Origin of the sequence: Pseudomonas sp. W15Feb9B (assembly GCF_000828175.1) — a bacterium.
Taxonomy (GTDB): domain Bacteria; phylum Pseudomonadota; class Gammaproteobacteria; order Pseudomonadales; family Pseudomonadaceae; genus Aquipseudomonas; species Aquipseudomonas parakoreensis.
The window spans coordinates 89,612-115,869 of the sequence record NZ_JTKF01000012.1; the positions used below are offsets into that span (position 1 = coordinate 89,612).

The 26,258-nt window shown below is 60.5% G+C and carries 22 protein-coding genes; 12 read left to right on the forward strand and 10 right to left on the reverse strand.

The features are described from left to right. Positions 1 to 106 precede the first annotated feature (106 nt). The gene (locus OC71_RS08420) at positions 107 to 2,452 is read left to right on the forward strand and encodes an acylase (RefSeq protein ID WP_041067105.1); all 2,346 of its coding nucleotides are present in this window, start codon (positions 107 to 109) and stop codon (positions 2,450 to 2,452) included. A gap of 89 nt (positions 2,453 to 2,541) precedes the next feature. Here the strand turns inward: OC71_RS08420 and OC71_RS08425 are convergent, their stop codons facing one another. After that, on the reverse strand, positions 2,542 to 3,543 hold the full coding sequence (locus tag OC71_RS08425) for a FecR family protein (protein WP_041067107.1): 1,002 nt from the start codon (positions 3,541 to 3,543) through the stop codon (positions 2,542 to 2,544). Between the two features lie 152 nt (positions 3,544 to 3,695). Here OC71_RS08425 and OC71_RS08430 point away from each other — a divergent pair, with 152 nt between their 5' ends. Further along, positions 3,696 to 3,965 (forward strand): PepSY domain-containing protein, encoded by a 270-nt coding sequence (locus OC71_RS08430; protein WP_007961867.1) that lies wholly within the window; start codon positions 3,696 to 3,698, stop codon positions 3,963 to 3,965. A 54-nt stretch (positions 3,966 to 4,019) separates the two neighbouring features. On the opposite strand, the gene OC71_RS08435 is transcribed toward OC71_RS08430, so the two are convergent. Next, complete coding sequence (locus OC71_RS08435) at positions 4,020 to 8,837, reverse strand: DUF6543 domain-containing protein (RefSeq protein WP_041067170.1); 4,818 nt, start codon at positions 8,835 to 8,837, stop codon at positions 4,020 to 4,022. 233 nt (positions 8,838 to 9,070) lie between these two features. On the opposite strand from OC71_RS08435, the gene OC71_RS08440 reads away from it, so the two are divergent. Continuing rightward, on the forward strand, positions 9,071 to 10,111 hold the full coding sequence (locus tag OC71_RS08440; protein WP_041067110.1) for an Ldh family oxidoreductase: 1,041 nt from the start codon (positions 9,071 to 9,073) through the stop codon (positions 10,109 to 10,111). Between the two features lie 89 nt (positions 10,112 to 10,200). On the opposite strand, the gene OC71_RS08445 is transcribed toward OC71_RS08440, so the two are convergent. Then, positions 10,201 to 10,518 (reverse strand): YqjD family protein, encoded by a 318-nt coding sequence (locus OC71_RS08445; RefSeq protein WP_007961870.1) that lies wholly within the window; start codon positions 10,516 to 10,518, stop codon positions 10,201 to 10,203. Positions 10,519 to 10,671: 153 nt separating this feature from the next. Here OC71_RS08445 and OC71_RS08450 point away from each other — a divergent pair, with 153 nt between their 5' ends. Next, positions 10,672 to 10,926 (forward strand): hypothetical protein, encoded by a 255-nt coding sequence (locus OC71_RS08450; RefSeq protein WP_003224595.1) that lies wholly within the window; start codon positions 10,672 to 10,674, stop codon positions 10,924 to 10,926. An 8-nt stretch (positions 10,927 to 10,934) separates the two neighbouring features. Here the strand turns inward: OC71_RS08450 and OC71_RS08455 are convergent, their stop codons facing one another. Further along, the gene (locus OC71_RS08455; RefSeq protein WP_041067112.1) at positions 10,935 to 11,849 is read right to left on the reverse strand and encodes a LysR family transcriptional regulator; all 915 of its coding nucleotides are present in this window, start codon (positions 11,847 to 11,849) and stop codon (positions 10,935 to 10,937) included. A gap of 84 nt (positions 11,850 to 11,933) precedes the next feature. On the opposite strand from OC71_RS08455, the gene OC71_RS08460 reads away from it, so the two are divergent. Then, positions 11,934 to 12,857, forward strand: coding sequence for a carbon-nitrogen hydrolase family protein (locus tag OC71_RS08460; protein WP_041067114.1), 924 nt, complete (start codon positions 11,934 to 11,936; stop codon positions 12,855 to 12,857). Positions 12,858 to 12,998: 141 nt separating this feature from the next. Here OC71_RS08460 and OC71_RS08465 read toward each other — a convergent pair whose 3' ends face one another. The 3 genes from OC71_RS08465 to OC71_RS08475 all read right to left on the reverse strand — a co-directional run bounded on the left by OC71_RS08465 (position 12,999) and on the right by OC71_RS08475 (position 16,112). Then, positions 12,999 to 13,472 carry an LEA type 2 family protein gene (locus tag OC71_RS08465; RefSeq protein ID WP_041067116.1) on the reverse strand — a complete coding sequence of 158 codons (474 nt, stop codon included), beginning with the start codon at positions 13,470 to 13,472 and terminating at the stop codon, positions 12,999 to 13,001. 64 nt (positions 13,473 to 13,536) lie between these two features. Beyond that, entirely contained in the window at positions 13,537 to 15,003 is a 1,467-nt protein-coding gene (locus OC71_RS08470; protein ID WP_041067119.1) for a nucleobase:cation symporter-2 family protein, read from the reverse strand. Positions 15,004 to 15,218: 215 nt separating this feature from the next. Further along, positions 15,219 to 16,112: a LysR family transcriptional regulator gene (locus OC71_RS08475; RefSeq protein WP_041067122.1), complete on the reverse strand. Its 894-nt coding sequence runs from the start codon at positions 16,110 to 16,112 to the stop codon at positions 15,219 to 15,221. Positions 16,113 to 16,211: 99 nt separating this feature from the next. Between OC71_RS08475 and OC71_RS08480 the strand changes: the two genes are divergently transcribed. The 5 genes from OC71_RS08480 to OC71_RS08500 all read left to right on the forward strand — a co-directional run bounded on the left by OC71_RS08480 (position 16,212) and on the right by OC71_RS08500 (position 20,784). Continuing rightward, the gene (locus tag OC71_RS08480; protein WP_041067173.1) at positions 16,212 to 17,303 is read left to right on the forward strand and encodes a polyamine ABC transporter substrate-binding protein; all 1,092 of its coding nucleotides are present in this window, start codon (positions 16,212 to 16,214) and stop codon (positions 17,301 to 17,303) included. Positions 17,304 to 17,319: 16 nt separating this feature from the next. Next, positions 17,320 to 18,279 (forward strand): agmatinase, encoded by a 960-nt coding sequence (gene speB, locus OC71_RS08485; RefSeq protein WP_041067125.1) that lies wholly within the window; start codon positions 17,320 to 17,322, stop codon positions 18,277 to 18,279. Positions 18,280 to 18,416: 137 nt separating this feature from the next. Next, on the forward strand, positions 18,417 to 19,535 hold the full coding sequence (zapE, locus tag OC71_RS08490) for a cell division protein ZapE (RefSeq protein ID WP_041067128.1): 1,119 nt from the start codon (positions 18,417 to 18,419) through the stop codon (positions 19,533 to 19,535). Between the two features lie 17 nt (positions 19,536 to 19,552). After that, positions 19,553 to 20,134, forward strand: coding sequence for a DinB family protein (locus OC71_RS08495; RefSeq protein WP_041067130.1), 582 nt, complete (start codon positions 19,553 to 19,555; stop codon positions 20,132 to 20,134). Positions 20,135 to 20,286: 152 nt separating this feature from the next. Next, positions 20,287 to 20,784: a GNAT family N-acetyltransferase gene (locus OC71_RS08500; RefSeq protein WP_041067176.1), complete on the forward strand. Its 498-nt coding sequence runs from the start codon at positions 20,287 to 20,289 to the stop codon at positions 20,782 to 20,784. An 84-nt stretch (positions 20,785 to 20,868) separates the two neighbouring features. Here the strand turns inward: OC71_RS08500 and OC71_RS08505 are convergent, their stop codons facing one another. Both OC71_RS08505 and OC71_RS08510 read right to left on the reverse strand, forming a co-directional pair. Further along, positions 20,869 to 21,078: a hypothetical protein gene (locus OC71_RS08505; RefSeq protein ID WP_041067133.1), complete on the reverse strand. Its 210-nt coding sequence runs from the start codon at positions 21,076 to 21,078 to the stop codon at positions 20,869 to 20,871. A gap of 204 nt (positions 21,079 to 21,282) precedes the next feature. Beyond that, positions 21,283 to 23,529 carry a TonB-dependent siderophore receptor gene (locus OC71_RS08510; RefSeq protein WP_041067135.1) on the reverse strand — a complete coding sequence of 749 codons (2,247 nt, stop codon included), beginning with the start codon at positions 23,527 to 23,529 and terminating at the stop codon, positions 21,283 to 21,285. Between OC71_RS08510 and OC71_RS08515 the strand changes: the two genes are divergently transcribed. Both OC71_RS08515 and gorA read left to right on the forward strand, forming a co-directional pair. Next, a complete protein-coding gene (locus OC71_RS08515; RefSeq protein ID WP_041067138.1) occupies positions 23,516 to 23,743 on the forward strand; it encodes a hypothetical protein in 228 nt (75 codons plus the stop codon). The two genes, OC71_RS08510 and OC71_RS08515, sit on opposite strands and share 14 nt — an antisense overlap. Then, positions 23,727 to 25,085, forward strand: coding sequence for a glutathione-disulfide reductase (gene gorA, locus OC71_RS08520; protein ID WP_041067141.1), 1,359 nt, complete (start codon positions 23,727 to 23,729; stop codon positions 25,083 to 25,085). Before OC71_RS08515 ends, gorA begins: the two co-directional genes overlap by 17 nt. On the opposite strand, the gene OC71_RS08525 is transcribed toward gorA, so the two are convergent. After that, positions 25,082 to 26,098, reverse strand: coding sequence for a DNA-binding protein (locus tag OC71_RS08525; RefSeq protein WP_041067144.1), 1,017 nt, complete (start codon positions 26,096 to 26,098; stop codon positions 25,082 to 25,084). The genes gorA and OC71_RS08525 overlap by 4 nt on opposite strands. Between the last annotated feature and the right edge of the window lie 160 nt (positions 26,099 to 26,258).

The window sequence follows — 26,258 nt, forward strand, 5'->3', positions numbered from 1 at the left end:
TTTCTGAACAGCCACCTTGCGCCCAGGCGCAGGCGTCAACTTCAGACCGAGTTCGGACCTTGCGCAAAGCACGCGTCGAACCGTGTCCTATCGATCAGGAGCGAGTGTGATTATTTCCAGGCAGTTAACCGGGCTGGCCCTCGCCAGCGCGTTTCTCGGGCTCAGTCTGTCGGCCCATGCATTCAGTCCCGCCACGCCAGCCAGTGCCGATATCCGCCGCACCGCGTTTGGCGTACCGCACATCCGTGCCGAGAACGAGCGCGGGCTGGGTTTCGGCATCGGTTACGCCTACGCGCAGGACAACCTGTGCTTGCTGGCCAACGAGATTGTCACGGTCAACGGTCAGCGCTCGCGCTATTTCGGGCCGGAGCAGTTCACTGTCGAACAACGCGAGAATCGCGTCAGCGACCTGTTCTTCACTTGGCTCAACACCTCCGAAGCGGTGAAAGCCTTCTGGGACGCGCAACCGGCGCAGGTGCACGATCTGGTGGAAGGCTATGCCGCCGGCTACAACCGCTATTTGGCCGAACGCCGCGAGCAAGGTCTGCCGCAACAGTGCCAGGGCGAGTGGGTGCGCGATATCGCTGCCGAAGATCTGGTGAAGCTCACTCGGCGCTTGTTGGTCGAGGGCGGTGTCGGGCAGTTCGCCGAAGCCCTGGCGGGCGCGACCCCGCCGCAGGCCACGGCGCAGTTCGACAGCAAGGCGCAGGCCTATCAGTTGGCGGACGCGCGCCTGCAGCGCTTCGCTCTGGATCGCGGCAGCAACGCCGTGGCGGTTGGCAGTGAACGCTCATTCAACGGACGCGGCATGTTGCTGGCCAACCCACATTTCCCGTGGGTCGGCGGCATGCGCTTTTACCAGATGCACCTGACCATCCCCGGCAAACTCGACGTCATGGGCGCCGCCTTGCCGGGGCTGCCGATGATCAACATCGGTTTCAACCAGCATCTGGCCTGGACCCACACGGTCGATTCATCCAAACACTTCACTTTGTATCGCCTGCAACTCGACCCGAAAGACCCGACCCGCTACCTGCTCGATGGTAAATCGTTGCCGCTGAACAAGCAGACCGTTACCGTGCAGGTCAAACAGGCGGATGGCCAAGTGGTGCCGGTTTCGCGCGATGTCTACAACTCGCAGTTCGGCCCGATCGTACAGTGGCCGGGCAAACTCGACTGGGATCATCAGTACGCTTACAGCCTGCGCGACGCCAATCTGGACAATGATCGCGTGCTGACGCAGTGGTACGCGATGAACCAGGCATCAAGCCTCAAGGCTCTGCAGGATTCGGTGCACAAGATCCAGGGCATCCCGTGGGTCAACACGCTGGCCGTGGATGACAAGGGGCAAACGCTGTACATGAACCTGTCGGTGGTGCCGAACGTCAGCGCCGACAAACTGGCCAAGTGCAGCGACCCACGCATCGGCTTGCAGATGATTGTGCTCGACGGTTCCAACAGCGCTTGCGCCTGGGATACCGATCCGCAAGCGGCGCAGAAGGGCATCTATGCCGCCAACCAGCTGCCGCAACTGTTGCGCAAGGACTTCGTTCAGCACTCCAACGATTCCGCGTGGCTGGCCAACCCGGCACAACCGCTGACCGGGTTCTCGCCACTGATCAGTCAGGAAGGCCAACCACTGGGGCTGCGATCACGATTTGCGCTGGAGCGTCTGAGTGCGCTGGGCAAAAAGGGGCCGCTGGCGGTCAAGGATCTGCAGCAGATGGTGATGGACGACAACGTCTATCTGGCAACCCAGGTGCTGCCCGATCTGTTGAAGTTCTGCGCTGCGGATCTGGGGGCGGACGCGGCCGCGTTGAAGCCGGTTTGCGTCAGCCTCAAGGGCTGGGATGGCCGGGCGAATCTGGATTCGGGCATTGGTCTGGTGCACTTCCAGAACATCATGCAGGCGTTGCAAGCGTCGCCGGATGTCTGGCGGGTGCCGTTCGATCCAAAAGACCCGCAACATACGCCACGCGGGTTGGCGATCGAGCAACCGGCCGTGAGCAAGGAACTGCGTGAAGCGCTGCTGGCGTCGGCTGCCACTGCGCAGAAAATGGGTCTCAAGCCTGAAACCCGTTGGGGCGATATTCAGGTGGTGAGCAGCGGCGCTCGACAAACTGCGATCCACGGCGGGCCCGGGACGCTGGGAATCTACAACGCGATCCAGAGCGTGCCGCGTGAAGACGGCAAACTCGAAGTGATCAGCGGTACCAGTTATCTGCAAGTGGTGAGCTTTGACGACAACGGTCCGCATGCTCAGGGGCTGCTGGCGTTCTCGCTGTCGAGCGACCCCGAGTCGAAATATTCCCGGGATCAGACCCAGGCGTTTTCGAAAAAGCAGTGGAGCGTGTTGCCGTTCACTGAGCAGCAGATTGCTGCCGATCCGCAGTATCAACTGCAGACTGTTCGCGAAGTCGCGGGCAAGAGCGCTGAGGTGGTTGCGCAGTAAGTCAGCCTGAACGAAAAAGCCGCTGCCCCCTGAATGGGTACAGCGGCTTTTTATTGCGCTGGGTTCACCCTGGCAGGTGGTGTCGGGTTTCAGGTCTTCGGCGGCTGCCGCGGCATCGAATTGATTACCGGATCACCCTCGGTATTACGGGTCAGGTAGACCGGCAACACTTTGGGCAGGGTGTTGACGAGGCCGCCGAGTTCTTTGACGTTGTAGACACCGCCGACACGGATGGCACCGGTACTGGCGTCAGCCAGTTTCAACGGTTTGCTCAGATAGCGATTGATCAGCGGCAAGGCCTCATTCAGTGCCAGGTTGTCGAGCACCAGTTTGCCACTGCGCCAGGCCAGAGCGTTGTCGTTGGCGTAGGTCTGACTGATCTGTGGCATGTAATCGCCATGCCGGTACTGCGCCTGCATGGCGGGCCCAAGGCGCAGACCGTCGCCGGGCAGTGCGGCGTTGCTGGTTACTAGCACCGAGCCTTCGATCAGATTGACCCGCACCTGATCTTCGTAGAGCCAGACATTGAAGCGGGTGCCAGTCACGCGGATCTTGCCTTCGCCGGCCCTGACCACGAACGGGTGGGAGAAGTCATGACTGACTTCGAAAAACGCCTCGCCTTTTTTCAGGGTGACTCGGCGTTCGTCCTTGTAATTGCTGAAAGTCAGCTCGGTGTTGAGGTTGAGTTCGACTTGACTGCCATCGTTCAAGGTAACTTGACGGACATTGTCGGTGGCTTCGAAGTGCTGATAGCTGTTGGGCAACCAGCCCAGATTCCAGCCACTGTACGCGGCCAGTGGCAAGGCCAGTGCGCACACGCTCGCCGCAATTGCATAGCGACGCCAGGCGGGAACCGCTTTATTCAGCGGTACATTCGGCAGCGCCTGCGGACGGGGCAAGTGCTCGGCAACGTCCCAGATTTCCAGCATGGCGTCATATTCGAACGCATGCAGCGGATGCGCATCGCGCCATTGCTCGAAAGCCAGACGCTCCTCGGTGGAGCAGTCTGCGGCGTGCAGACGCATGCACCAGTGCGCGGCGGCATCGGTGATTGCATCATATTCGGCTTCCGAGAGGGATTCTTGGGTCATTGACTCGTCCTGATTTGCTGCATTCTAACCTTGCGGGTCGGGTGCCGAGAACATCCGTCATGGCAATTGCCCATCAAAGTGGAACTTATTTTTCCGTGTGGCGCCCAAAAACAGGACGTTAGACGAACATCATCCACAAATGGAGTGAAAAAATGATCAAAAAAACCTTGGCCGCTGCAATCGCCACCGCCGCCTTGTTCAGTGCCGGTGCTGCCATGGCTGACCGTCCCGGTGCGGGCTGGGTCACCATCGAAAAGGCTATCGAGATCGTGAAAACCAAGGCCGGTTACGTCGAAGTCTATGAAATCGAGGCCGACAATGACGGCTACTGGAAAGGTGAGGGACGCAAGGCCGATGGTTCGGTGTATGAATTCCGTATCGATGGTGCCTCGGGCAATGTATTGCGCGACCAGAAAGACTGACCTTACCCCGCGATAAACAATGCGCAGGCCAACCGCCTGCGCATTTTTTTTACCTCAGTTGAGCCCTCCGTGAGGTTGGGTTACTGGATCCAGCTGGCGGCCCATTTCACAGATCAGAAAGGCGATCGAATCGGCATTGCGCAATATCGTGTCGATGCGTGGAGTCGGGTTGGAAGGGTTGAGAAAAGCCGTCCGCGCGTCATCCAGATTCGTGGTACGCGTGGTCTTGAGAATTTCCTTGCGTACATGATTCATGCCTTCAATCATGTCGATATCCAGCCACTCCTGAAGTTCATGGCTCCAGCGCGAGAACAGCTCTTCACGGGGGGTAGACAGTGACAGAGCTTCGCGTTGAAAACGTGTCTGCAACTGTTTGCGGGAAGCTCCGTAACCGGTCACCGTAGCAATCAGATCAGCAAACGGGCGCCGCGCTTCCAGCGAGGCAATATCTACGGTCTTGCTGAACTGATGGGAAAACTCGTGGATGAGCGTCGCGGCCCGTGCATGCCCTTCGACATTGAAGGGCTCGGTCAGCCCGGTGTTGTACCACTCCAGTTCTTGATTGAAGAATTTTTCGGTGAAATGGACTTTCTTGAGTAAATCGCCATCCAGTACAAAGGCGATTACACCCGAGTCGGGCTGTCTGTTCGAGCCGACCACAAAGCGACGAGTATTCAACAGGTCTTCTGTTGGATCGACCAATGCATTACAGATCGGCACGATGGACAGCTTCAACTTGTGGAGCATGTCGGCATCAATCCGTTGCACGTCAAAAAACGACTTGAGAAAAGTATCGAGGCGGGTGCCCGGCACATCGTTTCTTAACTGAACAAGATTGTGCAGGCTGTTGAACGCGTAATGCCGGGCCAGATCAATTGCCTCGATCAACATGAGTGCTTTTTCCGGATGGCGGGCGCGGATTTCTTCCATGCCTTGCGCTTCGATATTCAGCATGTACCGGGCCTGGCGATGGGTGGTGTAATGGTTGACCATCTTCGACAAGGCCTTGCCGAAATGCACGGTATGGCGATCCGGATCCAGCACCAGCTGCCGCGTAGCGGTGTGCTGCAACACTGAACCGGGCTGGCCGGCGCCCTTGATTTGCCAGACGACTCCCGGCCGCTCCACGGGATAGACTTTGCCGGCAATGGGGGCGTAGGTCGCTTTGGTTTTCAGGTCCTGATACGTGCCCTCGGCAGCATTATGGGTCAGATCCTTGAGGGCGATCTTCGAGGTTTCGAATGCCTGCAACGCGGTGCGCTGCGGATCGGTCGGCTTGGTCTGCGCAAGGACAGGGGCGCTCGGCGCGGTTGGCTGCGGCGGCACCGCCTCTTGAGGTTCCAGACGTGGCTCCAGAGCCAGCCGCCCGAGGCTGATCATTTCCGCTGCGCCGGCGGTAAAGGTTTCCAGTGCACGTTTCCAGTGGTGATCCTGCAACGCTTCGGCCGAGCCCTTGAAATCCTTGTAGCTTTGCCAGAGAAACTGCGCACAGGCGAGTTTGCCCGGCAGCACGCCCCGGACCAACTGGATGCCTGAACTGAACAGGTGCTTCGCGGCGTCCCAGTCCGTTTGCGCCGACGGCATTGAATGGCCGCTCAGCAAACGTGGCAACAAGGCCAGGTTGTCGTCGAACAACTGCAGCAACCAGTTACCCTTGACCGGGGTGGTGGCCAGGGTCATCTCGCTCGCCTGGCCGCTGCTTGCGTTGAACAACGCGCTGAAGATCGAACGTTGAGTTTCCGGCAAGCGGCGCAGCAACAAGTCCTGCAGTGAGCCCGGCGTATTCAGCGCGGCGATGACTGACGCCTCATCCTCGAATTCACTGAATGCGTATTCACCATGGTAGGGCGCATACAACACTTGGGGACCGGGTTTTCCTGCGGGTCCGATCAAGTACAGGCCCAACGCCTTGACCGCTGCAGCCCCGGCGGTCTTGATCAGCGCCAGCGGCCGGGCAATGGCATCGGCCCCTTGCACGGTCGCGCGGGCCACGGCGTCGGGCATGTCGAACACCTGAGCAATCAAGCCGAAGGCCTTCGGCGACAAGCGCTGTTGCAGTTGTAACTGATGGGCATGCTGCAGCAACTGCCACGGCAGCTGGTGGAGGAAACGCTGTTTGCGTTGTGCCGCGGCGACGTCACTGGCGGACAACGCCGAGATGATTTTATCGGCAAACGTCGTTGCTACGTTCAGGGACAGCAGCAGGCTCCTGACGGCTTGCTGGTCAAGCCCTGTCGGCAGCGCCCGGTCGGTACCCGAGCTGAGGGTGAATGCCGTGCTCTGTGCGAGATGTGCATGGTTCAAGGCGAAATCGGTCAGGCACATCGCAGGCCCGATCAGCGTCTGTGCCGGGGTGATGGTGATCTGGTCGGGGTCGAGATCCTGCCTCTGCAAGCGGGTTCTCAACAGCGTTTGAAGGGTCTGCCTGATGTAGTCACGCACGGTTGGCAGGGCGTGGAGATAATCCTGATCGTCAATGACGCTGTGGCGCCACTGTTCCAGCAGCTCCAGATGCAACTGCTGCGCTTCAAGTGTGGCCATGCCCAGCCAGGCAGGCAACGAATGCTGTTTGCCGATCGCCCGCGCCAGAGCGGTGGCGCGCTGCAGATTGGTCTCTACGACTTGCTCACTCAGCGTCCTGAGGATTTGAGTTTCCCGCGGCTTTGGCCATTGACGGCTCCGTACCTGTTCACAGCGCTGGAGAAAATGTTCGATCGCTGACTCGGTCCGATCCAGCAGGACACTGCGGCTGATCAGCTGCCACTGTCCCAGCGTGTAGCGTTGATGGAACCCTTGGTGCCGGGGGGAAAGGTTTTCCAACAGCGTCAGGCGTTTTTGCGGATCCGCCAGTCGCTGGTCCAAAACCTGTCTGGCATGCTCGATCGAGCGGAAGACTTCCAGGCCCAGGGCTGGTGTCCACACCATCGCGCGTCCTGAGTGCTGCGTATCGCGGCCACCGCGTTCCGTGAGCAGGACGCAGTTGGCCAGCGGCAGCATTTCGCTTTGCCCGGCGACCTGCAACGTCAATGACCAGGCATCCGGCTGAAACCCGTTGAGTGCCCTGCGGCGGCTGCGATCCGGTTGATCCGGATTGAACACGGTGTCGACCAGCGCTTGCTCATGGCGACTCAGCGTCCCGTTCAGGACTCTCAACCGTGCTTCACCTGTGATGCCGACAGACAGGGCGTGCGCCAGCTTCGCGGCGATTCCTTGCAGGTAGGTGCGCTGCAGCGCCGTGACGGTCAGCGGTTGGGCGGCGAAGTCGGCGGCGAGGGTGGGCATGATGCTGCCGAACTTGCGCACTTCGCCCGCGGCGGTGTCCGCCAGCACCCTTGAAGGTAATTGGTTGCCGGTGAGCATTGGCCGGGTGCTCCAGCGCCCGTGGGCATCCAGGGTCTCAAGCCGCTCGTGGAGCATCGAACGGATGTCCAGGGCCTTGTCGAACAGCGCGCGAATATCCACGGTGCCGTCGCTGTGCCGATACCACTGCAGGGCATAGTTGATGTTCTGTCGCTGCTTGGTGATGATCAACTCAAGCAGCACGCTGAAAACATCTCCGGCAATCGATTGGCCGGAAACCTGCGGCTTGTCGAAACCTAGGAAGCGTTGCCGCTCATCGAGATTCAACAGGCCGTAGAGTTCGTCTTCGTGCCCGGGGCTTGCAAATTTGCTGAGCAGCATGGCTTTGAGATCTTCGTAATCCCTGAGCACCTGCAAGCCGTGGGTCGGGGTATACAGGCAACTGTCGGAATGGCTGATCATCAGCGCGCCGGCCAGCTCCACGAAGTTTGCCTGATGCTCCCACAAGCGCACGGTTTCCAGCGTCGCGCGGCGTGCCGGACCGTCGCTGAAACCCAACGAGGTCAGCAGGCTGTCGAAGGTGTGCTGCTCGATAATGCCAGCTTCGCGTTTGAGCAAAAAGTCAGCCAGCGCCTGCTGTCGAATGCTTTGCGCAAATACGCTGCGCCGCGGGCCCCCGCCAGCGCTGGGCGCATTCCAATAGCGCTCCATTTGCTGATACAGCAATACCAGCAGTTTGCCCGAAGCCGTGGTGATGGCTGTTTCCCAGTGTTGCTGATCACTGGCCTGGACTGTCCGGTCCGGGTGCGAAAACTCATGGGTCTGGCCAATCGGCCAGCCGGTGTGGCGATAGTGCAACAGCAGCGCATCGCCAAGTGACAGCGCTTCAAACCCACTCCGTGAAGGACGGTCGGCCGATGCCGGACCGCTTGCTGCGGCGGCTGTGTAATGGTTCGCGCGTGTGCGGGTCTGGTCGACGCCACGCATGGTCGGCGTCAGGAGTACGTCCAGTATGCTCTGGAGCAGGCTGTCTAGTTCGGGCAGTTGCATCAATTCATCGAGCATTGCCTGAGCGTTGAGTCGCAAGCAGTGTTCGATGGCGGCGCGTTGATCTTCGAAGATATCGCCCTCGACAAGCTGGTAGGACACGCTGACAGCGCGTCGCTCAACCAGCCGTTTGCGCTGTGACAGGGCGAGCAACGCCAGCAGCCGGTCATCTTCGGTGACACGGTTCAGGCGCTCTTCCAGGTGTGCGGTCAGGCTGGCGAGGCTGGCATGTTTTTTCAGCCCGTCGAAGGGGGTGTACAACATGACGCCGCGATCATCGGGTGTGGCACTGAGTATGAAGCTGCCGGCCAGAGGCATTGCAGGCGTATCGTCGGTGTTGAGCAGGATTCGATGGGCAAGCATGGGCGGGGTTTGCTGACTGCGCAGTGCGTGGGTGGCCAGTTGTGCGTGGTTCAGCCACTGGAAGTCAGCGATGGACAAGTGATGGACATTGCCGAGTTCACGCCACAATCCGGGGGAATCGAGAAAGGACAGGAACAGCAGGGGAGGCAGGGGAGCAGGCATCATCGGGTCTCGTTCAGGGCACCGTCCGGTGCACCGGTAAATTGAGACTCGAGACTAATGACCGGCCAGATGACGCGGGTGGTACATAGTTACCGCACAAGCGGCAGCGCCGTGTGCTTGCTGCGACACGCCTTCACCGCAACGGTTGACAGCACCCGTGTCTGACGTGGTTAATCGGTGGGCTGGATATTCGTACGCTGTTGTTCCCTCCAATAATTAGTCTGGAGCTTCAGATGTCTGCGCCACACGAACCCCTGTCTTCCCTCGCTGCGTCCACACTTTCGCTCGAAGCGTTGACGCAATTGCTTGAAAAGGTTTTTCTGCGCCATGGTACGTCGGCGTCCGTCGCCCGCACCCTGGCTGCCAACTGCGCCGGTGCCGAGCGTGACGGGGCACACAGTCATGGCGTGTTCCGTATCCCCGGTTATGTCTCGACCCTCAACATTGGCTGGGTCAATGGTCAGGCGGTGCCGGTGGTCGAGGACGTGGCCTCCGGTTTTGTGCGAGTCGATGCCGGCAATGGTTTTGCCCAGCCGGCGCTGGCCGCTGCCCGGTCGCTGCTGGTGGAAAAGGCGCGCAACGCCGGGATTGCCGTGTTGGCGATTCGCAATTCCCATCACTTTGCGGCGCTTTGGCCGGACGTCGAGCCGTTCGCCGAGGAAGGCCTGGTGGCGCTCAGCGTGGTCAACAGCATGACCTGCGTGGTGCCCCATGGCGCCGACAGACCGCTGTTCGGCACCAACCCGATTGCCTTTGCCGCGCCCCGCGCCGGCGGAGCACCGATCGTGTTTGATCTGGCGACCAGCGCCATTGCTCACGGCGACGTGCAGATTGCCGCACGCAAGGGCGAACGGCTGCCCGCCGGAATGGGTGTGGACGGTTTGGGTCAGGCGACGCAGGATCCGAAGGCCATTCTTGAGGGCGGCGCACTGTTGCCGTTTGGCGGCCACAAAGGTTCGGCGCTGTCGATGATGGTCGAGCTGCTGGCCGCGGCGTTGACAGGCGGGAACTTTTCTTTCGAATTCGACTGGTCGAACCATCCCGGGGCCAAAACACCGTGGACCGGGCAGTTGCTGATCGTCATCGATCCAAGCAAAGCTGCCGGGCAACCGTTTGCCGAGCGCAGCGAAGAGCTGGTGCGGCAGATGCACGGCGTGGGGTTGAAACGTTTGCCGGGCGATCGTCGGCATTTACAGCGCGCGCGATCAATGGCCGAAGGCATCGTTCTGGATGAGCAGACGCTGGCGCAGTTGCGAGCGCTGGCGGGGGAATAATGGTCAGATAACCGATGTGGCGAGGGAGCAAGCTCCCTCGCCACAGATTTATTGTCAGGCCTTGAACAATGCGCGCTGACAAACGTCGCTTAACGACGACCGAGCAACAAGCCCACCACCAGGCCAAAACCGGCGGAAATCGCCACGGTCTGCCACGGATGGCCGCCAATGTAGCTCTCGGTGGCCTCGACCGCCGGTTTGGTGCGCTCACGCACGCTGGAAACCGAGTCCAGCGCCTGTTGCAGTTTCAGGGCGATTTGTCCGCGCAGGGTCTCGGCTTCTTCGCCCACGAGTGAGGCGCTGCTCTTGAGCAGTTTGTCGGACTCTTCGATCAAAGCCTGAAGTTCGCTGAACGCCTGATCCTTGATCTGGTCTTCGACGGCTTGCACGCGGGATTTGCGGGCCATTGGGTGACTCCTTGCAGATGGATGAACAGTGATCAATGGAGTGTGGCGCTGACGGAAAAGTTGCACTGATTTTAGGTGTGAAAGAAAAACCTGCGCGGGAGATTTCCGCCGAGCGTGTAAGATGTCGCCATTTTACGCAGCAGGTATTTCCCCATGAGTTTCAATCTGGCCGACAAATCCCTCGCCGAGCGCGCTGCGCTGGAAGACGAGAAATCCCGTCTGTTCGAACTCTGGCAGAACAATCTGGGCAAAGCCAAAGGCGAAGCCGCGCGGTTGTTCGGCGAACGCTCCAAGCGCAAGGGCAAATGGGCCGAGTGGGTGCGCGCCGAGCTGGATGGCATGTCCCCGCCGGAATTCGCCAACATGGTGCGCAGTGAAGTCAATCGCCTGATGGCAGCCAACAAGTAACATGCGCCTCAGTCCGCGTTGAAACACCCGACAATCGCCTCACGCACCTTGATCACCACCGGGTCGATCTGCGTGCTGGTGCGCCAGCCCAGTTCGATCGGGTAACGCGGCAGCGCCAGCGGGCAGGGCAGCAGCATCAGTCCGCTGAGCCCGGCAATGGCCTGGGCGGCATGGGTCGGGATGGTTGCCACGGCGTCGCTGCCCTTGAGCAGATGCGGCAGCGCGGCAAAGTGGGTGGTCGAGGCGCAGACCCGCCGGCTCAGCCCCAGCGCCGCCAGCCCCTCATCGGTGATGCCGATAAAACCGCCCGAGGACACCAGAATGTGCTCGCGAGCGACGAACTCCGGCAAATCGATGCCCTGTTGACCGGGCGCCAGACTGTCCGGATCGACCAGGCAGGCATAATCCCCTTCACCCAATACCAGACGACTGAGCAAGCGCTCGGCAAACCCGCCGGCGGTGATCGCCAGGTCGATGCTGCGCTCCATCAGGGCGCGAGCGACGATCTGGCTGTGGGTCTGGCGGAAGATCAGCCGCAGCTTGGGTGCACAGCGGGCGATTTCTTCGATCAGGCGCCGGCCATAGGCAATTTCGAAGTCATCCGACAGGCCTACCGTCACCGAACGGCCGTCATAGTGATGGGCCGCCGGGTCGACCATCGCCAGGCTTTGCCGGCATTTGTTCAGCGCCTCGCTGACCACCGGCTTCAGTTGATTGGCCTTGAGCGTCGGTGCCAGACCGCGTCCGGTGCGCACGAACAATTGATCACCATACACGTCGCGCAACCGGCGCAATGCCGCGCTGACCGCCGATTGGGTCACGCCCAGACGCAGCGCCGCACGGCTGGCGCTGGACTCCTCATGCAAGGCTTCGAAGACTTTCAGCAGGTTGAGGTCGACGGATGCGATATTCATTTGGCTCATATCATTCAGCAGTGAATCGGTCTTTATTCATGATCCCGCGCCGCCGCAGAATCGGCAACACTTGAACCTGATGGAGTGACTGCAATGCCCAAATCAATCGTCGCCGCCCTGCAGATTGGCGCCTTGCCCGGTGGCAAGGGTGAAACCCTGGAACAGATCCTCAGTTGGGAAGACGCGATCAGCGAGTCCGGCGCGGCGTTGGTGGTGATGCCGGAAGCGTTGCTCGGTGGCTATCCGAAAGGCGAGGGCTTTGGCACTCAGTTGGGCTATCGCCTGCCCGAGGGGCGCGAGGCCTTCGCACGCTATTTCGCCAACGCCATTGACGTGCCGGGGGCAGAAACTGAAGCACTGGCCGGTTTGTCGGCACGCACCGGGGCCAATCTGGTGATCGGCGTGATCGAGCGCGCCGGCAGCACGTTGTATTGCACGGCGTTGTATTTCGATCCGCAGGCAGGGCTGGTGGCCAAGCATCGCAAACTGATGCCGACTGGCACCGAGCGACTGATCTGGGGCAAGGGCGACGGCTCGACGCTGCCGGTACTCGACACGCAGGTCGGCAAACTCGGTGCGGTAGTGTGCTGGGAAAACATGATGCCGCTGCTGCGCACGGCGATGTACGCCAAAGGCATTGAGGTCTGGTGCGCGCCGACCGTGGACGAGCGCGAGATGTGGCAGGTCAGCATGCGCCACATCGCCCATGAGGGCCGTTGCTTTGTGGTCAGTGCCTGTCAGGTGCAGGCTTCACCGAACGCGCTGGGCGTGGAGATTGCCAACTGGCCGGCGGATCGGCCGTTGATTGCCGGCGGCAGTGTGATTGTCGGGCCGATGGGCGATGTGCTGGCCGGGCCGTTACGTGGCGAGGCGGGGCTGCTCACGGCTGAGATCGATACTGATGAGCTGGTTCGGGCGCGCTATGACTACGACGTGGTTGGCCACTATGCGCGGCCGGATGTGTTTGAGCTGTCGGTTGATGAACGCGCCAAACCCGGCGTGCGGTTCACCGCATAACGTCGAGCTGATTGAAAAAACTGTGGGAGCTGGCTTGCCAGCGATGGCGGACTGTCAGCAACGACGATATTGGCTGACGCGACCCTATCGCTGGCAAGCCAGCTCCCACAGGTATTTATGAGCGGTCGCAAAATTGTGTATTTACCACGTCGCAGCAGTGGCCTTTGGCAAACTCAGCTTGCCGCTGTCGACAAAACGCATGGTGCCGAACACCCCGCCCGCGAGTTTGCCGCGCAAGACGTAAGGCAGGTTATCGAGGGTTTGTGTCTGACTCAAACCCAGAGTCTGGCGCAGTACCGAGAACGCGGAAACGCTGACCGGCACGCTGACCACGGTTTCCGAGAAGCGCGGGATCGAGCCGGTCTGATCACTGACGCCCGAGGCCAAGGGGCGGCCGTTGACCTCCAGATCCAGGGCGATACCGTTGTAATCGATGGCCGTTTCATTAGGGTTCTGCACCCGCAGCTTGATCGCGAAACGCACTTCCAGATCCTGGCTCGGCAACGGTTCGAGGCCGACCACGTTGATGTTTACCGGATCGCGGTTGGGAAACAGCGCGCAGGCGCTCAGGGACAACAGCAGCAGGGACAGGATGACGGCGTGGACGCGGTGCATAAACAGTCTCTCAACGAAAAGGGCTGAACCGTTGCCGGTTCAGCCCTTTTTTCATGGCGTCGCGTCAGCGGTTCAACTGTGCGACCGCCGCTGCGCTTGCAGGTTCAGCTTTGGCCGACAGATCGGGGTTTTCCATGACCTGCAGAATCGACGCTTCCGGATCGAAATCGTCTTCTTCCAGCTCAATGAATTCTTCCGGCAGGAAGATATTCAGCACGATAGCGCACAACGCACCGACGGTGATCGGCGATTCGAAGATGTTACGCAGCGCTTGCGGCAACTCGCGCAGCACTTCCGGCACGGCGGCGATGCCCAGGCCCATGCCCACGGAGATCGCCACGATCAGCATGTTGCGCCGATGCAGGCCGGCCTCGGCGAGGATCTTGATCCCGGCCACGGCCACGGTGCCGAACATCACCAGTTCGGCGCCGCCGAGCACCGGTTTGGGCATGAGTTGCAGCACCGCGCCGATCATCGGGAACAACCCCAGCAGCACCAACAGGCCGGCGATGAAGAATGCAACGTAGCGGCTGGCGACGCCGGTCAACTGGATCACGCCGTTGTTCTGCGCGAAGGTCACCATCGGCATGCTGTTGAACACAGCGGCCATGGCCGAATTGAGGCCATCGGCGAGCAGACCGGACTTGATCCGGCGAATGTACAGCGGGCCCTTGACCGGTTGCCGCGAGATCATCGAGTTGGCGGTCAGGTCGCCAGCGGCTTCCAGTGGCGAAACCAGGAAGATCACCGCCACCGGCACGAACGCCACCCAGTCGAAATTGAAGCCGTACTTGAACGGCACCGGCACGCTGACCAGCGGCACTTCGGGCATCGAGGCGAAATCCACGGTGCCCATCAGCCATGCGACCACGTAGCCGAGGGTCAGGCCGATGACGATCGCGCCCAGGCGCAGAAACGGCACGTCGACGCGGTTCAGCACAACGATGGTGCCGATCACCAATGCGGCCAGGAACACATGGCTGGCTGCGCCCAGATCAGGCGCGCCGAAACCGCCGGCGATGTCGGTCATCGCTACTTTGATCAGCGACAGGCCCATCAACGTGATGATGGTGCCGGTGACCACCGGAGTGATCAGCATCCTGAGCTTGCCGATGAACTGACTGAGCACCACTTCGATGAATGCCGCGAAGAAGCACACACCGAAAATGGTCGAGAGAATTTCATCGGTACCCCCGCCACGTGCCTTGACCATGAAACCGGCGCTGAGAATCACGCTGATAAAGGAAAAACTGGTGCCTTGCAGGCACAGCAGACCGGAACCCACTGGGCCGAAACGCTTGGCTTGAACGAACGTGCCGAGGCCCGAGACGAACAGCGCCATGCTGATCAGGTAAGGAATTTCACTTTGCAGGCCCAGGGCGCCGCCCATGATCAGGGTCGGGGTAATGATGCCGACGAAGCTCGCGAGCACGTGTTGCAGTGCGGCGAACACCGTGGCGGTCAAGTGCGGTCGGTCGTTGAGGCCGTAGATCAGATCGTTGTTGCGCGGGACTTTTTCAGAGGCGGTCATGGTGTTTTGCGCGCCGTGAGGCGGGGCCGGGTCAGAAAATGGAGGCGCAGGATGCCGGAAGAGGGCGGCGAGGGCAACGAGCAAAAATTGCCTGAAAGGTCAGGTTTTATTGGGTTTGAAAAGGATTTCCCCTTAAATCAAAAGATCGCAGCCTGCGGCAGCTCCTACATTTTGCATTCCTGTAGGAGCTGCCGCAGGCTGCGATCTTTTGATCTTTAAACAAAGGCTGCGAGCAAATCCTCCTCAAACGCCTTTTGCGCATCCCCCGGGACCTGTGCGCGGTGTCGTGCCAGATGAAACGCCACTTCGAAACTCAGTTCCCCAGGCCGCAGCGCGCGCAGCAGTCCCTTGTCCTCCCAGACCCGCGCATAGTGATCGGGCAAATAATCGATGTGCTTGCCGGAAAGAATGAACGCGAGGGTACCTTCGACCTGCTCCGAACGCGCGGAACAGCGCTGGTCCGCAAACGGCTCGCCACGGCGCATGAACCGATACGGATGATCGACCCGGTCGCAGGCCTGCAACGCTGCATCATCCGGCTCATCCACGCGGAACAGCGGATGCCCCTGCGCGCAATACAAATGCTGGGTTTCCTGGAACAGTTCGCGGTAATCGAAAGCGCTCTGCACCTGTGAGAAATAACCGATGGCCAGGTCCAGCCGCTGTTGCAGCAGCAGGCGCTCCATCTCCCCAGGCATCGCGCTGATCAACTCGATGCGCACCGACTCGTCGCGTTCGCGAAAGCGCCGGATTGCATCCGCCACCCGCAGCAGTACCGACTGATCGACGGCTTCGGAAAGGCCCAGCCGCACCTCACCGATCAACCGTCCAGCGACGCCGTTGGATTGATGGCGGAAGGTCTCGATGGATGCAAACAGCGTGCGAATCGCGATCAGCAATTGCTCGCCCTTGGGCGTCACGCTGAAACCACCCTTGCCCCGGCTGCACAGACGATAACCGAGGCGGGTTTCCAGCTTGGCCATTTGCTGGCTGATGCTCGACTGACTCAGGCCCAGCTCACCTTGCGCCGCGCTGAAGCCGCCACATTCCACGACCCGCACAAACAGGCGCAGCAACTGCAGGTCGACGTCGTGAAGCTGACCGAGCATCACATTACTCCCGGATAAAGTCAGGTTAACAAACTTGTTATTTCTGCAATGTATCCGACGGCGCATCCTGCCACCACTTCCTCCGGTCAGGTGTTCGTCATGGCTCCCGTATTCAAGCTGTGTTTTCCCGCGCTGTTGTTGTCCTTGGTCATCCAGGCACAGGCCGAGGACAAGACCCTCAACCTCTACAGTTGGGCCGATTACGTGCCGGCGCAGACGCTGCAGCGTTTCGAGCAGGAGACCGGCATTCATGTGCGCTACGACACCTTCGATACGTCCGAGGTGTTGGAAACCAAACTGCTCACCGGTGGTAGCGGTTATGACGTGGTGGTGCCGTCGTCCAGCGTGCTGGCCCGTGGATTGGCGGCGGGCGCGTTAAAGGAAATTCCCCATGAGGGCCTCAAGGGTTACGCCAACCTTGATCCCGATCTGCTGGAAAAACTTGCCGCCGTCGATCCCGGTAATCGCTACGCCGTGCCTTATACCTGGGGCACGCTCGGGTTGGGGCTGAACGTCGAGGCGGTGAAAAAGCGTTTGCCGGATGTGCCACTCAACAGCCTCGACCTGCTGTTCAAACCCGAGTACGCCAGCAAGCTCAAGGACTGCGGAATTGCTGTGCTCGATTCGCCGCAGGAGGTCATTGGTCTGGCGCTGCATTACCTCGGGAAGGATCCCTACAGCACCGACAAAAATGATCTGGCCGCCGCCGAAGCCTTGTTGCAGAAGCTCCAGCCGTCGGTGCTGTATGTCGCCACCGGCCGGCAGATCAACGATCTGGCCAATGGCAGTGTCTGTCTGGCGCTGACCTACAACGGCGACGTGAGCATGGCCGCCGATCAGGCGCACAAGGCCAACAAAACCTACGAAGTCGCCTACCGGATTCCGCGCGAAGGCACGTTGATCTGGCAGGACAATCTGGCCATTCCCAAGGACGCGCCAAACCCGCAAGCGGCGCGGGCGTTCATCGAATTCATGCTGCGCCCCGAGTCGGTGGCCGAGCTGACCAATACGCTGTTTTTCGCCACCGCCAACCAGGCCGCGACGCCGCTGGTGGACGAGGCGGTGCGCAATGATCCGGACATCTATCCACCCGCCGAAATGCGCGAGCGCTTGTACGCCGACCGCAGCATGAGCCTCAAGGACATGCGTCAGCGCACGCGTCTGTGGACCACTTTCCGTAGCCATCAATAATCAAAGGAGCACACCGATGGACGTGCCGATGCTCAACGACCAAGCCATGACCCGTGACAGCCTGTACGGGACTGCCGCCGAAAGCACTTACGCCGGGATCACCAGTTTCATGCGTCGCCGCTACAGCCGTAATTTGCGCGGCGTCGACGTGGCCGTCAGCGGGGTTCCGTTCGACACGGCCACCAGCAACCGCCCGGGCGCGCGTTTCGGGCCTCGGGGGATTCGCGCCGCCTCCACCGGGATCGCCTGGGAACGCCACTGGCCGTGGGCGTTCGATCCGTTCGATCATCTGGCGGTGATCGACTACGGCGACTGCGACTTCGATTACGGCTCGCCGCACACCATTCCGGAAAGCATCGAGGCTCACGCCGAACGCGTTCTTCAAGCGGGCAGCGCCATGCTGACGTTTGGCGGCGACCATTTCATCACCTATCCGTTGCTCAAGGCCCATGCCCGCAAACACGGCGCGCTGTCGCTGATCCACTTCGATGCGCACAGCGACACCTGGCCGGACGAGGGCGGCAAACGTGTCGATCACGGCACCATGTTCTGGCACGCGGCCAGGGAAGGGCTGGTGGATCCGGCGCGCTCGGTGCAGATCGGTTTGCGCACCACCAATGACGATCATCAGGGCTTTGCCGTGCTCGACGCCCGCCAGGTGCATCGGCGGGGCTGCGAGGCGATTGTCGAGGCAATTCGCGCACGGGTTGGCGACCACCCGGTGTACCTGACGTTCGATATCGACTGCCTCGATCCGGCCTTTGCCCCGGGTACCGGCACTCCGGTGTGTGGCGGGTTGAGCACGCTGCAGGCGCTGGAGATCCTCGGTGGTTTGCGCGGAATCAATCTGGTGGGCATGGACGTGGTGGAAGTGGCACCGGCCTATGATCATGCGGACGTGACGTCACTGGCAGCGGCCACCCTGGCCATGGAAATGCTCTGCCTCTACGCCGCCCGACACAAAGTCGACCTTTAAAAACACAATTCCCTGTAGGAGCTGCCGAAGGCTGCGATCTTTTGATCTTGATCTTGATCTTGATCTTGAAAAACAAAATCAAAAGATCGCAGCCTCGTTGCACTCGACAGCTCCTACAGGGATATATACTGCCGCGCATGACTTTCGACTCTCCTTTAAGCGCCTGGCAACACGCGATCGAGCACAAGGGTTTCATCCAGGATGAAGCCCAGGAGCATGCGGTCTGGGCGCTGCAAAAATGCCATGAAGCCTTGCATGCCGGTGCCCGTTCGGTCGCCGGCGTGTATTTGTGGGGCCCGGTCGGGCGCGGCAAGACCTGGTTGATGGATCAGTTCTATCAGAGCCTGCGGGTGCCGGCCCGACGGCAGCACTTTCATCATTTCATGGGCTGGGTGCATCAGCGCTCGTTCCAGTTGACCGGGATCGCCGATCCGCTGCGAGCGCTGGCAAAAGAGCTGGCGGCGCAAGTGCGCGTGCTGTGTTTCGATGAGCTGTTCGTCAACGACATCGGCGATGCGATCATTCTCGGGCGGCTGTTTCAGGTGATGTTCGACGAAGGCGTGGTGGTGGTCTGCACCTCCAACCTGCCGCCGGATGAGCTGTACGCCGACGGCTTCAACCGTGATCGTTTTGTCCCGGCGATTGCCGCGATCAAGGCGCATATGCAAGTGGTGGCGGTGAACGGTGCCGAGGATCATCGCCTGCATCCGGGTGCAGGTCTGCAGCGGTATTTTGTCGTTGCCCCGGGGCAGGACAGCGCGCTGCAGCAGGTCTTCCAGTCGCTTAACGCCGGGCAGCCCGCCAGCAACGAGCCGGTGCCCGTCGGCCATCGCCTGTTGAACGTGGTGCAGGCCAGCGAATCGGTGCTCTGGTGCCGCTATACCGATCTCTGCGAGCAACCGTTCGCCGCGATGGACTTCATCGCGCTGTGTGATCGCTATCGGTCTATTCTGTTGAGCGACGTGCCGAACCTCAGCGCACAGAAACGCGAAGGGCGCATCGCTCGCGGCACCGAGGACGGCTCGGCGCAGGTGGTGGCCGGTGACCGTGAGTTGCCGCAACTGTCGGTGCACGACGACGGCGTGCGTCGCTTCATTGCCTTGGTCGACGAGTGTTACGACCGTAAAGTCCCGCTGTACATCGAGGCGCAGGTGCCGATGGAGGCGCTGTACACCGAGGGTTATCTGGAATTCCCGTTCCGGCGCACCCTCAGCCGATTGCAGGAGATGCAGCTGCTGCGTTTTGCCGAATCCTGAGCGAAGAGGGCGCGAACATGAGCCAACCGCTGTCGCATCATTTACTGACCATGGCCTACCAGAACGCGTGGGCCAATCACCGCCTCGGCAAAGCCTGTAATCAGCTCGACGCCACTGAGCTGGCGGCGCCGCGAACGAGCTTCTTTCCGAGTATCCGCCTCACCCTCAATCACATCCTGACGTGCGACTGGTTCTACCTCGACGCGCTGGAACGCGAGTTGCGCGGTGACGAGCCGCATCCCGACTGCTATGTGTTTTTCAACCGTGACGAGCCGTTTACCGAGGCCTCTGCGCTGCGTGAAGAGCAGGCGCACGTGGACCGTCGGTTGATCGCTTATTGTGAGCAACTGCGCGATGCCGATCTGGGGCGGATCGTCACCATCGCCCGGGAAACGCCGCAGCATGACAGTCGCTTGCGTATGCTGTCGCACCTGTTCGAGCACCAGATTCATCATCGTGGGCAGGTGCACGCGATGCTCAGCGCGACCACGGTGAAACCGCCGCAGCTGGATGAGTTTTTCTGTGCTGGCGAGAGCGGCCTGCGTGCTCAGGATTTTGCCGAACTGGGTTGGACCGAGGAGCTGATCTGGGGGCGCTGACGCTGGAAAATCAAAAGATCGCAGCCTGCGGCAGCTCCTGCAGGCGTTTGCTATCAGCGTTTCTCCGGTTGTGACCCAGGCAGCCTCGCGTTAAGGTCGAGGTGCCTTTCAGGTGCGCACCTTGCACGCCGGGGCTTTGATCGGGGATGGAAATGGATTCCGCAGAAATACTTGTGCTGCAAGCCAGCTACACCAATCCACTGCACGCCGAAGCCATCGGCATTGTGCTCAATCACTACGCAGAAGATCCGATGGGCGGCGGTCAGCCGATTGCCCCCGAGCTGCTGCGTCGTCTACCTGAAGAGCTGGCCCGCCGGCCCCACGCGTTCAGCGTGCTGGCGTTCGTCGGTGGTGAGCCGGCAGGGCTGGTGAACTGCTTCGAAGGGTTCTCGACGTTTGCCTGCAAACCGCTGGTCAATGTTCACGATGTGTCAGTGCTGGCGAAATTTCGCGGCCTCGGGCTGAGCCAGAAAATGCTGCGCAAGGTCGAGGAGATTTCCCGCCAGCGCGGCTGCTGCAAGATCACCCTGGAAGTGCTCGAAGGCAATGCGGTGGCGCAGAACGCCTATCAAAAGTTCGGCTTCGCCCCCGGCATGTTCGACCCGGAACATGGCCGCATGCTGTTCTGGATCAAGGATCTGCAGGCATAAAAAAAGGCGCCCGGGACAGGGCGCCCAACTGTCGTCTCCGAGGCCAGAGCGGAGCCATCGGAGGTCCATCGGTTGCTCGGTGAATCAGTTGCGATAAGACTCGGTGACTTGCGCGGTCTGATCGTTCGGAACCTTCAGTTCCGCTGCTTTGCTATCGGTCGGCTGTTCGCTTGGCGCGTGGTGGACCGGGAAGTTGTCGTAGTAATGCCGCATGCGTTCGGCGCCGCCCTCGGCAAAGGCGCTGGCGGAACCGAGGGCGAGTAGCCCGGCAAGAATGGCGGTGGTGGTTTTCATGGTGCCTCCTACTGAAAAACGTGGGAGCCGTTCGTCCATGAAGCAGATCTCGGGGCACAGTGTCCCGGCGCGGCATTAACTCGGGGTTAACAGCGGTGGTGAGGGGATTGGGTGACGCATTGCGCGTCACCTCGAGCGTGGTGCCGCTTCGCGACCCATCGGGGATGAATCCCCTCACCACAGGGTTTGGTTTGATTGGATGGGTCAGAGCTTCCAGTCCAGGCTCAGCGTCACCGTGCGCGGGTCGCCCCAGTACACGCCGTTGTAGAAGCCGACGTTGTCGTAATACTTCTTGTCGAACAGGTTGTCGACGTTCAGCGATGCCGACAGGTGCTTGTCGAATTCATAACGCGACATCAGCTTGACCACGCTGTAGGCCTGTTGAGTGATACGCGCCGGTTCGGTGATGATTCGGCCGTTGGCGCCGCGCCCGATCGGGCGGTTGGCCGCGCCATAGACCTCGCTCTGCCAGTTCACCGCGCCACCGACAGTCAGTGCGTGCCAGTTGCCCGGCAAGCGATAGGCCGTGGACAGCCGCAGCATGTTCAGCGGTTGAGCGGTGTTGCTGCGCTGTTTTTCACCGTCGACGGAATGGGTGTAGGTGTACCCGGCGGTCATGTTCCAGCCATTGAGGATTTCGCCGGACACTTCGGCCTCGAAGCCATTGACCTTGTTGCCCTTGCCGCCGGACTTGAAAAACTCCTCGCCGCTCACCGGGTCTGGTGGCACCGAGTTGTCGCGCTCGGCGACGTTGTCCTGTTTGCTCCAGAACACTGCTGTCGCCAGGTTCAGGCGTTCGTCGAGCAGGCTGCCCTTGAGCCCGACTTCGTAGTTGCTGCCAACCACGGGGTCGAGGTAATTGCGGTTGCTGTCGCGTTTACTCTGCGGTTTGAAAATGTCGGTGTAGCTCACGTAAGCCGTGTACTCCGGCGTCAGGTCATAAAGCAGGCCGGCGTAGGGCGTCCAGATATCGTTCTGACGCTGATGGGTGGCATCGGTGCTGCTCAGTTTTTGCTGCGCGTCATAGTAGTAATCGGTGCTGGATTCGTCCCAGCTGCCATAGCGGCTGCCGATGACGGCATGCAGCTCATCGGTCAGGCTCAGGCGGGTCGCGAGGTAACCGGCCTTTTGCCGAGTGATGCCTCGCGCGCCCGGCAGGCCGGTAACGGTGTCGGCGAATTTGCCGATGTCACCCATGTATTTCCAGTCGCGGATCTTGCCGTAGTCGGCGGCTTGGGGGCTGTTGAAGGCGTAAGGCGAAGTCGAGCGGTTTTCCGCCTCGCCGTAGCCGAACATCATCTCGTGTTCGCGGCCGAACAACTGGTACGGCCCCGCCAGGTTGAAGTCGTACACGCTCATTTTCTGCGTGCCGAGCATGTGCCCCATGTAGGCCGTCATGCCGCTGCGGTCGGCCTCGGGGAATCCGCTGCCGCCGTAATAGACCTTGCCGTCGGTATCACTTTCGCGGTGGGTGTAGGCGGCCTTCAGCTTCCAGCCATCACCCAACTGCTGGTCCAGGGTGACGAATGCGGTCTTGTCCTTCAGCGGCCAGGAACTCCAGGAGGTCGCCATGTTGGTCGACCGGCCAAGACCCGCCTTGCTGCCGTCGGCGTTCCAGTACGGCACGGTACCCCAGGAGGTGCCTTGTACCTGCTTGTCCTGATAGTCGTAACCGACGGCAAGCACCGTGGAGTCGGTCAGATCAGCCTCGAGAATGCCGTAGCCGACTTCGCGTTGCAGCGCGTATTTGTCACGGAACGACTGGCTGTCACGATAAGCCAGCACCGTGCGCCCGCGCAGCCGGCCATCGAAAGCCAGCGGCCCACCAACATCGACATAGCTGTAATAGTTGTCATAGCTGCCACCGCTGACCCCGGCCAATGCCTGCCACTGGGCAGTCGGGCGTTTGCGCACCATGTTGATGGTGGCGGAGGGATCACCGGCGCCGGTGGTGAGACCGGTCGCGCCGCGGACCACTTCGATGCGGTCGTAGATGATGGTGTCCGAATCCGACTTCATGCGCCCGAAGGTGTTGAGCATTCCGTCGATCTGGAAATTGTTGATCGGGTAACCCCGCGCCGAATAGCTGACTCGGTCCGAGTCGTTGTGTTGCACGACGATACCGGTGGTCTGACGCATGGCTTCGGACAATGTACCGAGCTTGAAATCATCCATCTGCTGGCGCGTGACCACGGACACCGATTGCGGGGTTTCTTTGATCGACAGGTTCAGCCGCGTTGCGGTGCTCATCGCGCCGGTGGTGTAGGAATGGGTGTTTTCGGTATTGAGGCCGAGGCCTTCAGCGCTGACGCTGGTGGCGTCCAGTTCCAGCGCCTGGGCGGCGGATTGTGGCGCTGTTTCAGGGTCGGTTTCAGCCAGCAGATCGGGACTCAACGCCATGCTGAACAAGCCGACAGTCAGGGTCATGGAACGGGTAATGGGCGCGAACATCGCAGCCGACTCCTTGTCTTCGAGGGAAAAAATCCGTTGGTTCAAAGACGAGGTGCAGCCCGACGATTTAGTATCAAACAAGAAATATTATTATTTGGACATATTTCCCGACTTCGCCGAGACGGGCGAAAAGCTGCGCACGGCGCTTGCCCAATGGACGGCGGCGGGTATGCTGTTGGCCTGCCGAGGAGATAGCAATGGCCTACGATTTTGACCTTTATGTGATTGGTGCCGGTTCCGGCGGTGTACGTGCGGCGCGCTTCGCGGCCGGTTTCGGCGCGAAAGTGGCGGTGGCTGAGAGCCGTTATCTGGGCGGTACCTGCGTCAACGTCGGCTGCGTGCCGAAGAAACTGCTGGTGTACGGCGCGCATTTCGCCGAAGACTTCGAGCAGTCGTCCGGTTTCGGCTGGAGCCTGGGTGAAGCCAATTTCGACTGGACGACCCTGATCGCCAACAAAGACCGCGAGATCAATCGCCTCAACGGCATTTATCGCAACTTGCTGGTCAACAGCGGCGTCACCCTGCACGAAGCCCACGCGAAGATCGTCGGCCCGCATGAGGTCGAGGTCAACGGTGAGCGCTTTACCGCGAAGAACATCCTGATCGCTACGGGTGGCTGGCCGCAGATTCCGGAGATTCCGGGGCACGAACACGCGATCAGTTCCAATCAGGCGTTCTTCCTCAAAGAACTGCCGAAACGTGTATTGGTGGTCGGTGGTGGTTACATCGCGGTCGAGTTTGCCGGGATTTTCCATGGCCTGGGCGCCAACACCACGCTGGTGTATCGCGGCGATCTGTTCCTGCGCGGTTTCGATGGCTCGGTGCGCAAGCATTTGCAGGAAGAGCTGACCAAGCGCGGTATGGATCTGCAATTCAATTCCGACATCGCGCGCATCGACAAACAGCCTGACGGCAGCCTCAAGGCGACCCTCAAGGATGGCCGCGTACTGGAGGCCGACTGCGTGTTCTACGCCACGGGCCGCCGTCCGATGCTGGACAACCTGGGCCTGGAAAACACTGATGTGCAGCTCACCGACAAGGGTTTTATCAAGGTCGACGAGCAGTATCAGACCAGTGAGCCATCGATTCTGGCGTTGGGTGATGTCATCGGTCGCGTGCAACTGACGCCGGTTGCACTGGCCGAAGGCATGGCGGTGGCGCGGCGCTTGTTCAAGCCGGAGCAATATCGTCCAGTGGATTACAAGATGATCCCGACGGCGGTGTTCAGTCTGCCGAACATCGGCACTGTCGGCCTGACCGAAGAGGAAGCGCGGGAAGCGGGCCACGAGGTGGTGATTTACGAGAGCCGCTTCCGTCCGATGAAGCTGACGCTGACTGAATGTCAGGAGAAAACCCTGATGAAACTGGTGGTCGACGGCAAGACCGACAAAGTACTCGGCTGCCACATGGTCGGCCCGGACGCGGGTGAGATCGTGCAAGGTCTGGCGATTGCTCTGAAGGCTGGCGCGACCAAGCGTGACTTCGACGACACAATCGGGGTGCACCCGACGGCCGCCGAAGAGTTCGTCACTATGCGTACGCCGGTCGGCGCTTAAGCGTCTTTCGCCTTGGCTGTGTCTGGCGCTGCCGCAACGGTAGCCGCCAGACGCAAGCTGTCTTCCAGACTCGCTTGAGTCTTGGTCAATTCCTTCTCCAGTGACTGATTGAGCTGCCGCTGTTCGTCGGCATCCTGTTTCAGCGTCTGACTCTCCAGCAGGGCCACGCGCAAGCGTTCCTGGAGGAGGGTGCGTTCGTTGTCGACGCGAGTGGCTTGCTCCAGCAACTGATCCTGACGCTGGTTGCTGTGCTTGAGCTGGTCCTGCATCAGGCTCAGTTCGCGCTGGGTACCACGGTTTTCCGTGAGCAGACGTTCGTTGTCGCGATGCAGCTGGGTGATCTCGTCCTGACGCACCAGCGCACTTTGTTGCGCCTGGCGTAACTCCATCTGCAATTGCTGAAGCTGGCCTTCGTGACGTGCCTGTTCCTGCTCGCGCTGTTCTTTTGTGGCATTGCGATAATGTTCGAGAGCATCGCGGGCGTGCAGATGTTTTTCTTCCAGCGAGCGGATCTGCTCGTCCTTGTCCTGCAGGCGCAATTCGAAGTCGGCCAGTGCCTGATTGAGTCCGGCGTTGCGGGTTTGCTCGGTCTGCAGCATCGAGCGGGTTTCTTTCAGCGCCTCGGATTCCTTGGCCAGCGCCGCGCCCTGAATGTCGTGCTGTTGCTCCAGTTGTTCGAGTGCCTGGCGTACTTGCTTGAGTTCCGCTTCCAGGGTTTCACGCTGCTCTTCGAACTGCTCGCGCGCTTGTTCAATGGGCTCTTGTGCTTGTTCTTTCAGGCGCTGGGCGAGGCGTGAGACCAGCGCCGTCAGCTCATCGTTGATCGGTTCTGCGGACGCTTCGACCGGTTGGCTGCCGTCATCGAGCTCTTTCAGATAGCGATGGATCGTGGTTTTCGAGCCGGTGTTGCCCAGCTCGATGCGTACAGCATCGATGCTGGGGTGTTCGCCTCGGGCCAGAATCGCTGCGCGCGCGATCTGCACCACTGCCTTATTTACGCCGCCTCGGGCCATGTGAACTCCTACCGTTTCGTACTGTGGTACATGCCACCAAAGTACGCAGTGTACCATGCTAAAAATAAAGTTAAATGTTTGATTAATAACAGGCGGGATATACTGGTATTACCCAATGTCAGGTGATTAAATTGCTTTTTTGCGCCCTGAATCAGTACGC

What these genes read in the sequence shown, in the direction of transcription:
- OC71_RS08505 (WP_041067133.1), bottom strand. Translation starts at nt 21,078, where the DNA reads ATGAAAACCACCACCGCCATTCTTGCCGGGCTACTCGCCCTCGGTTCC.
- OC71_RS08450 (WP_003224595.1), top strand. Translation starts at nt 10,672, where the DNA reads ATGAGTTTCAATCTGGCCGACAAATCCCTCGCCGAGCGCGCTGCGCTG.
- OC71_RS08445 (WP_007961870.1), bottom strand. Translation starts at nt 10,518, where the DNA reads ATGGCCCGCAAATCCCGCGTGCAAGCCGTCGAAGACCAGATCAAGGAT.
- OC71_RS08495 (WP_041067130.1), top strand. Translation starts at nt 19,553, where the DNA reads ATGAGCCAACCGCTGTCGCATCATTTACTGACCATGGCCTACCAGAAC.
- OC71_RS08465 (WP_041067116.1), bottom strand. Translation starts at nt 13,472, where the DNA reads ATGCACCGCGTCCACGCCGTCATCCTGTCCCTGCTGCTGTTGTCCCTG.
- OC71_RS08430 (WP_007961867.1), top strand. Translation starts at nt 3,696, where the DNA reads ATGATCAAAAAAACCTTGGCCGCTGCAATCGCCACCGCCGCCTTGTTC.
- gorA (WP_041067141.1), top strand. Translation starts at nt 23,727, where the DNA reads ATGGCCTACGATTTTGACCTTTATGTGATTGGTGCCGGTTCCGGCGGT.
- OC71_RS08455 (WP_041067112.1), bottom strand. Translation starts at nt 11,849, where the DNA reads ATGAGCCAAATGAATATCGCATCCGTCGACCTCAACCTGCTGAAAGTC.
- OC71_RS08470 (WP_041067119.1), bottom strand. Translation starts at nt 15,003, where the DNA reads ATGACCGCCTCTGAAAAAGTCCCGCGCAACAACGATCTGATCTACGGC.
- OC71_RS08500 (WP_041067176.1), top strand. Translation starts at nt 20,287, where the DNA reads ATGGATTCCGCAGAAATACTTGTGCTGCAAGCCAGCTACACCAATCCA.
- OC71_RS08460 (WP_041067114.1), top strand. Translation starts at nt 11,934, where the DNA reads ATGCCCAAATCAATCGTCGCCGCCCTGCAGATTGGCGCCTTGCCCGGT.
- zapE (WP_041067128.1), top strand. Translation starts at nt 18,417, where the DNA reads ATGACTTTCGACTCTCCTTTAAGCGCCTGGCAACACGCGATCGAGCAC.
- OC71_RS08425 (WP_041067107.1), bottom strand. Translation starts at nt 3,543, where the DNA reads ATGACCCAAGAATCCCTCTCGGAAGCCGAATATGATGCAATCACCGAT.
- OC71_RS08515 (WP_041067138.1), top strand. Translation starts at nt 23,516, where the DNA reads ATGGGCGCGAACATCGCAGCCGACTCCTTGTCTTCGAGGGAAAAAATC.
- OC71_RS08475 (WP_041067122.1), bottom strand. Translation starts at nt 16,112, where the DNA reads ATGCTCGGTCAGCTTCACGACGTCGACCTGCAGTTGCTGCGCCTGTTT.
- OC71_RS08525 (WP_041067144.1), bottom strand. Translation starts at nt 26,098, where the DNA reads ATGGCCCGAGGCGGCGTAAATAAGGCAGTGGTGCAGATCGCGCGCGCA.
- speB (WP_041067125.1), top strand. Translation starts at nt 17,320, where the DNA reads ATGGACGTGCCGATGCTCAACGACCAAGCCATGACCCGTGACAGCCTG.
- OC71_RS08435 (WP_041067170.1), bottom strand. Translation starts at nt 8,837, where the DNA reads ATGCCTGCTCCCCTGCCTCCCCTGCTGTTCCTGTCCTTTCTCGATTCC.
- OC71_RS08480 (WP_041067173.1), top strand. Translation starts at nt 16,212, where the DNA reads ATGGCTCCCGTATTCAAGCTGTGTTTTCCCGCGCTGTTGTTGTCCTTG.
- OC71_RS08510 (WP_041067135.1), bottom strand. Translation starts at nt 23,529, where the DNA reads ATGTTCGCGCCCATTACCCGTTCCATGACCCTGACTGTCGGCTTGTTC.
- OC71_RS08440 (WP_041067110.1), top strand. Translation starts at nt 9,071, where the DNA reads ATGTCTGCGCCACACGAACCCCTGTCTTCCCTCGCTGCGTCCACACTT.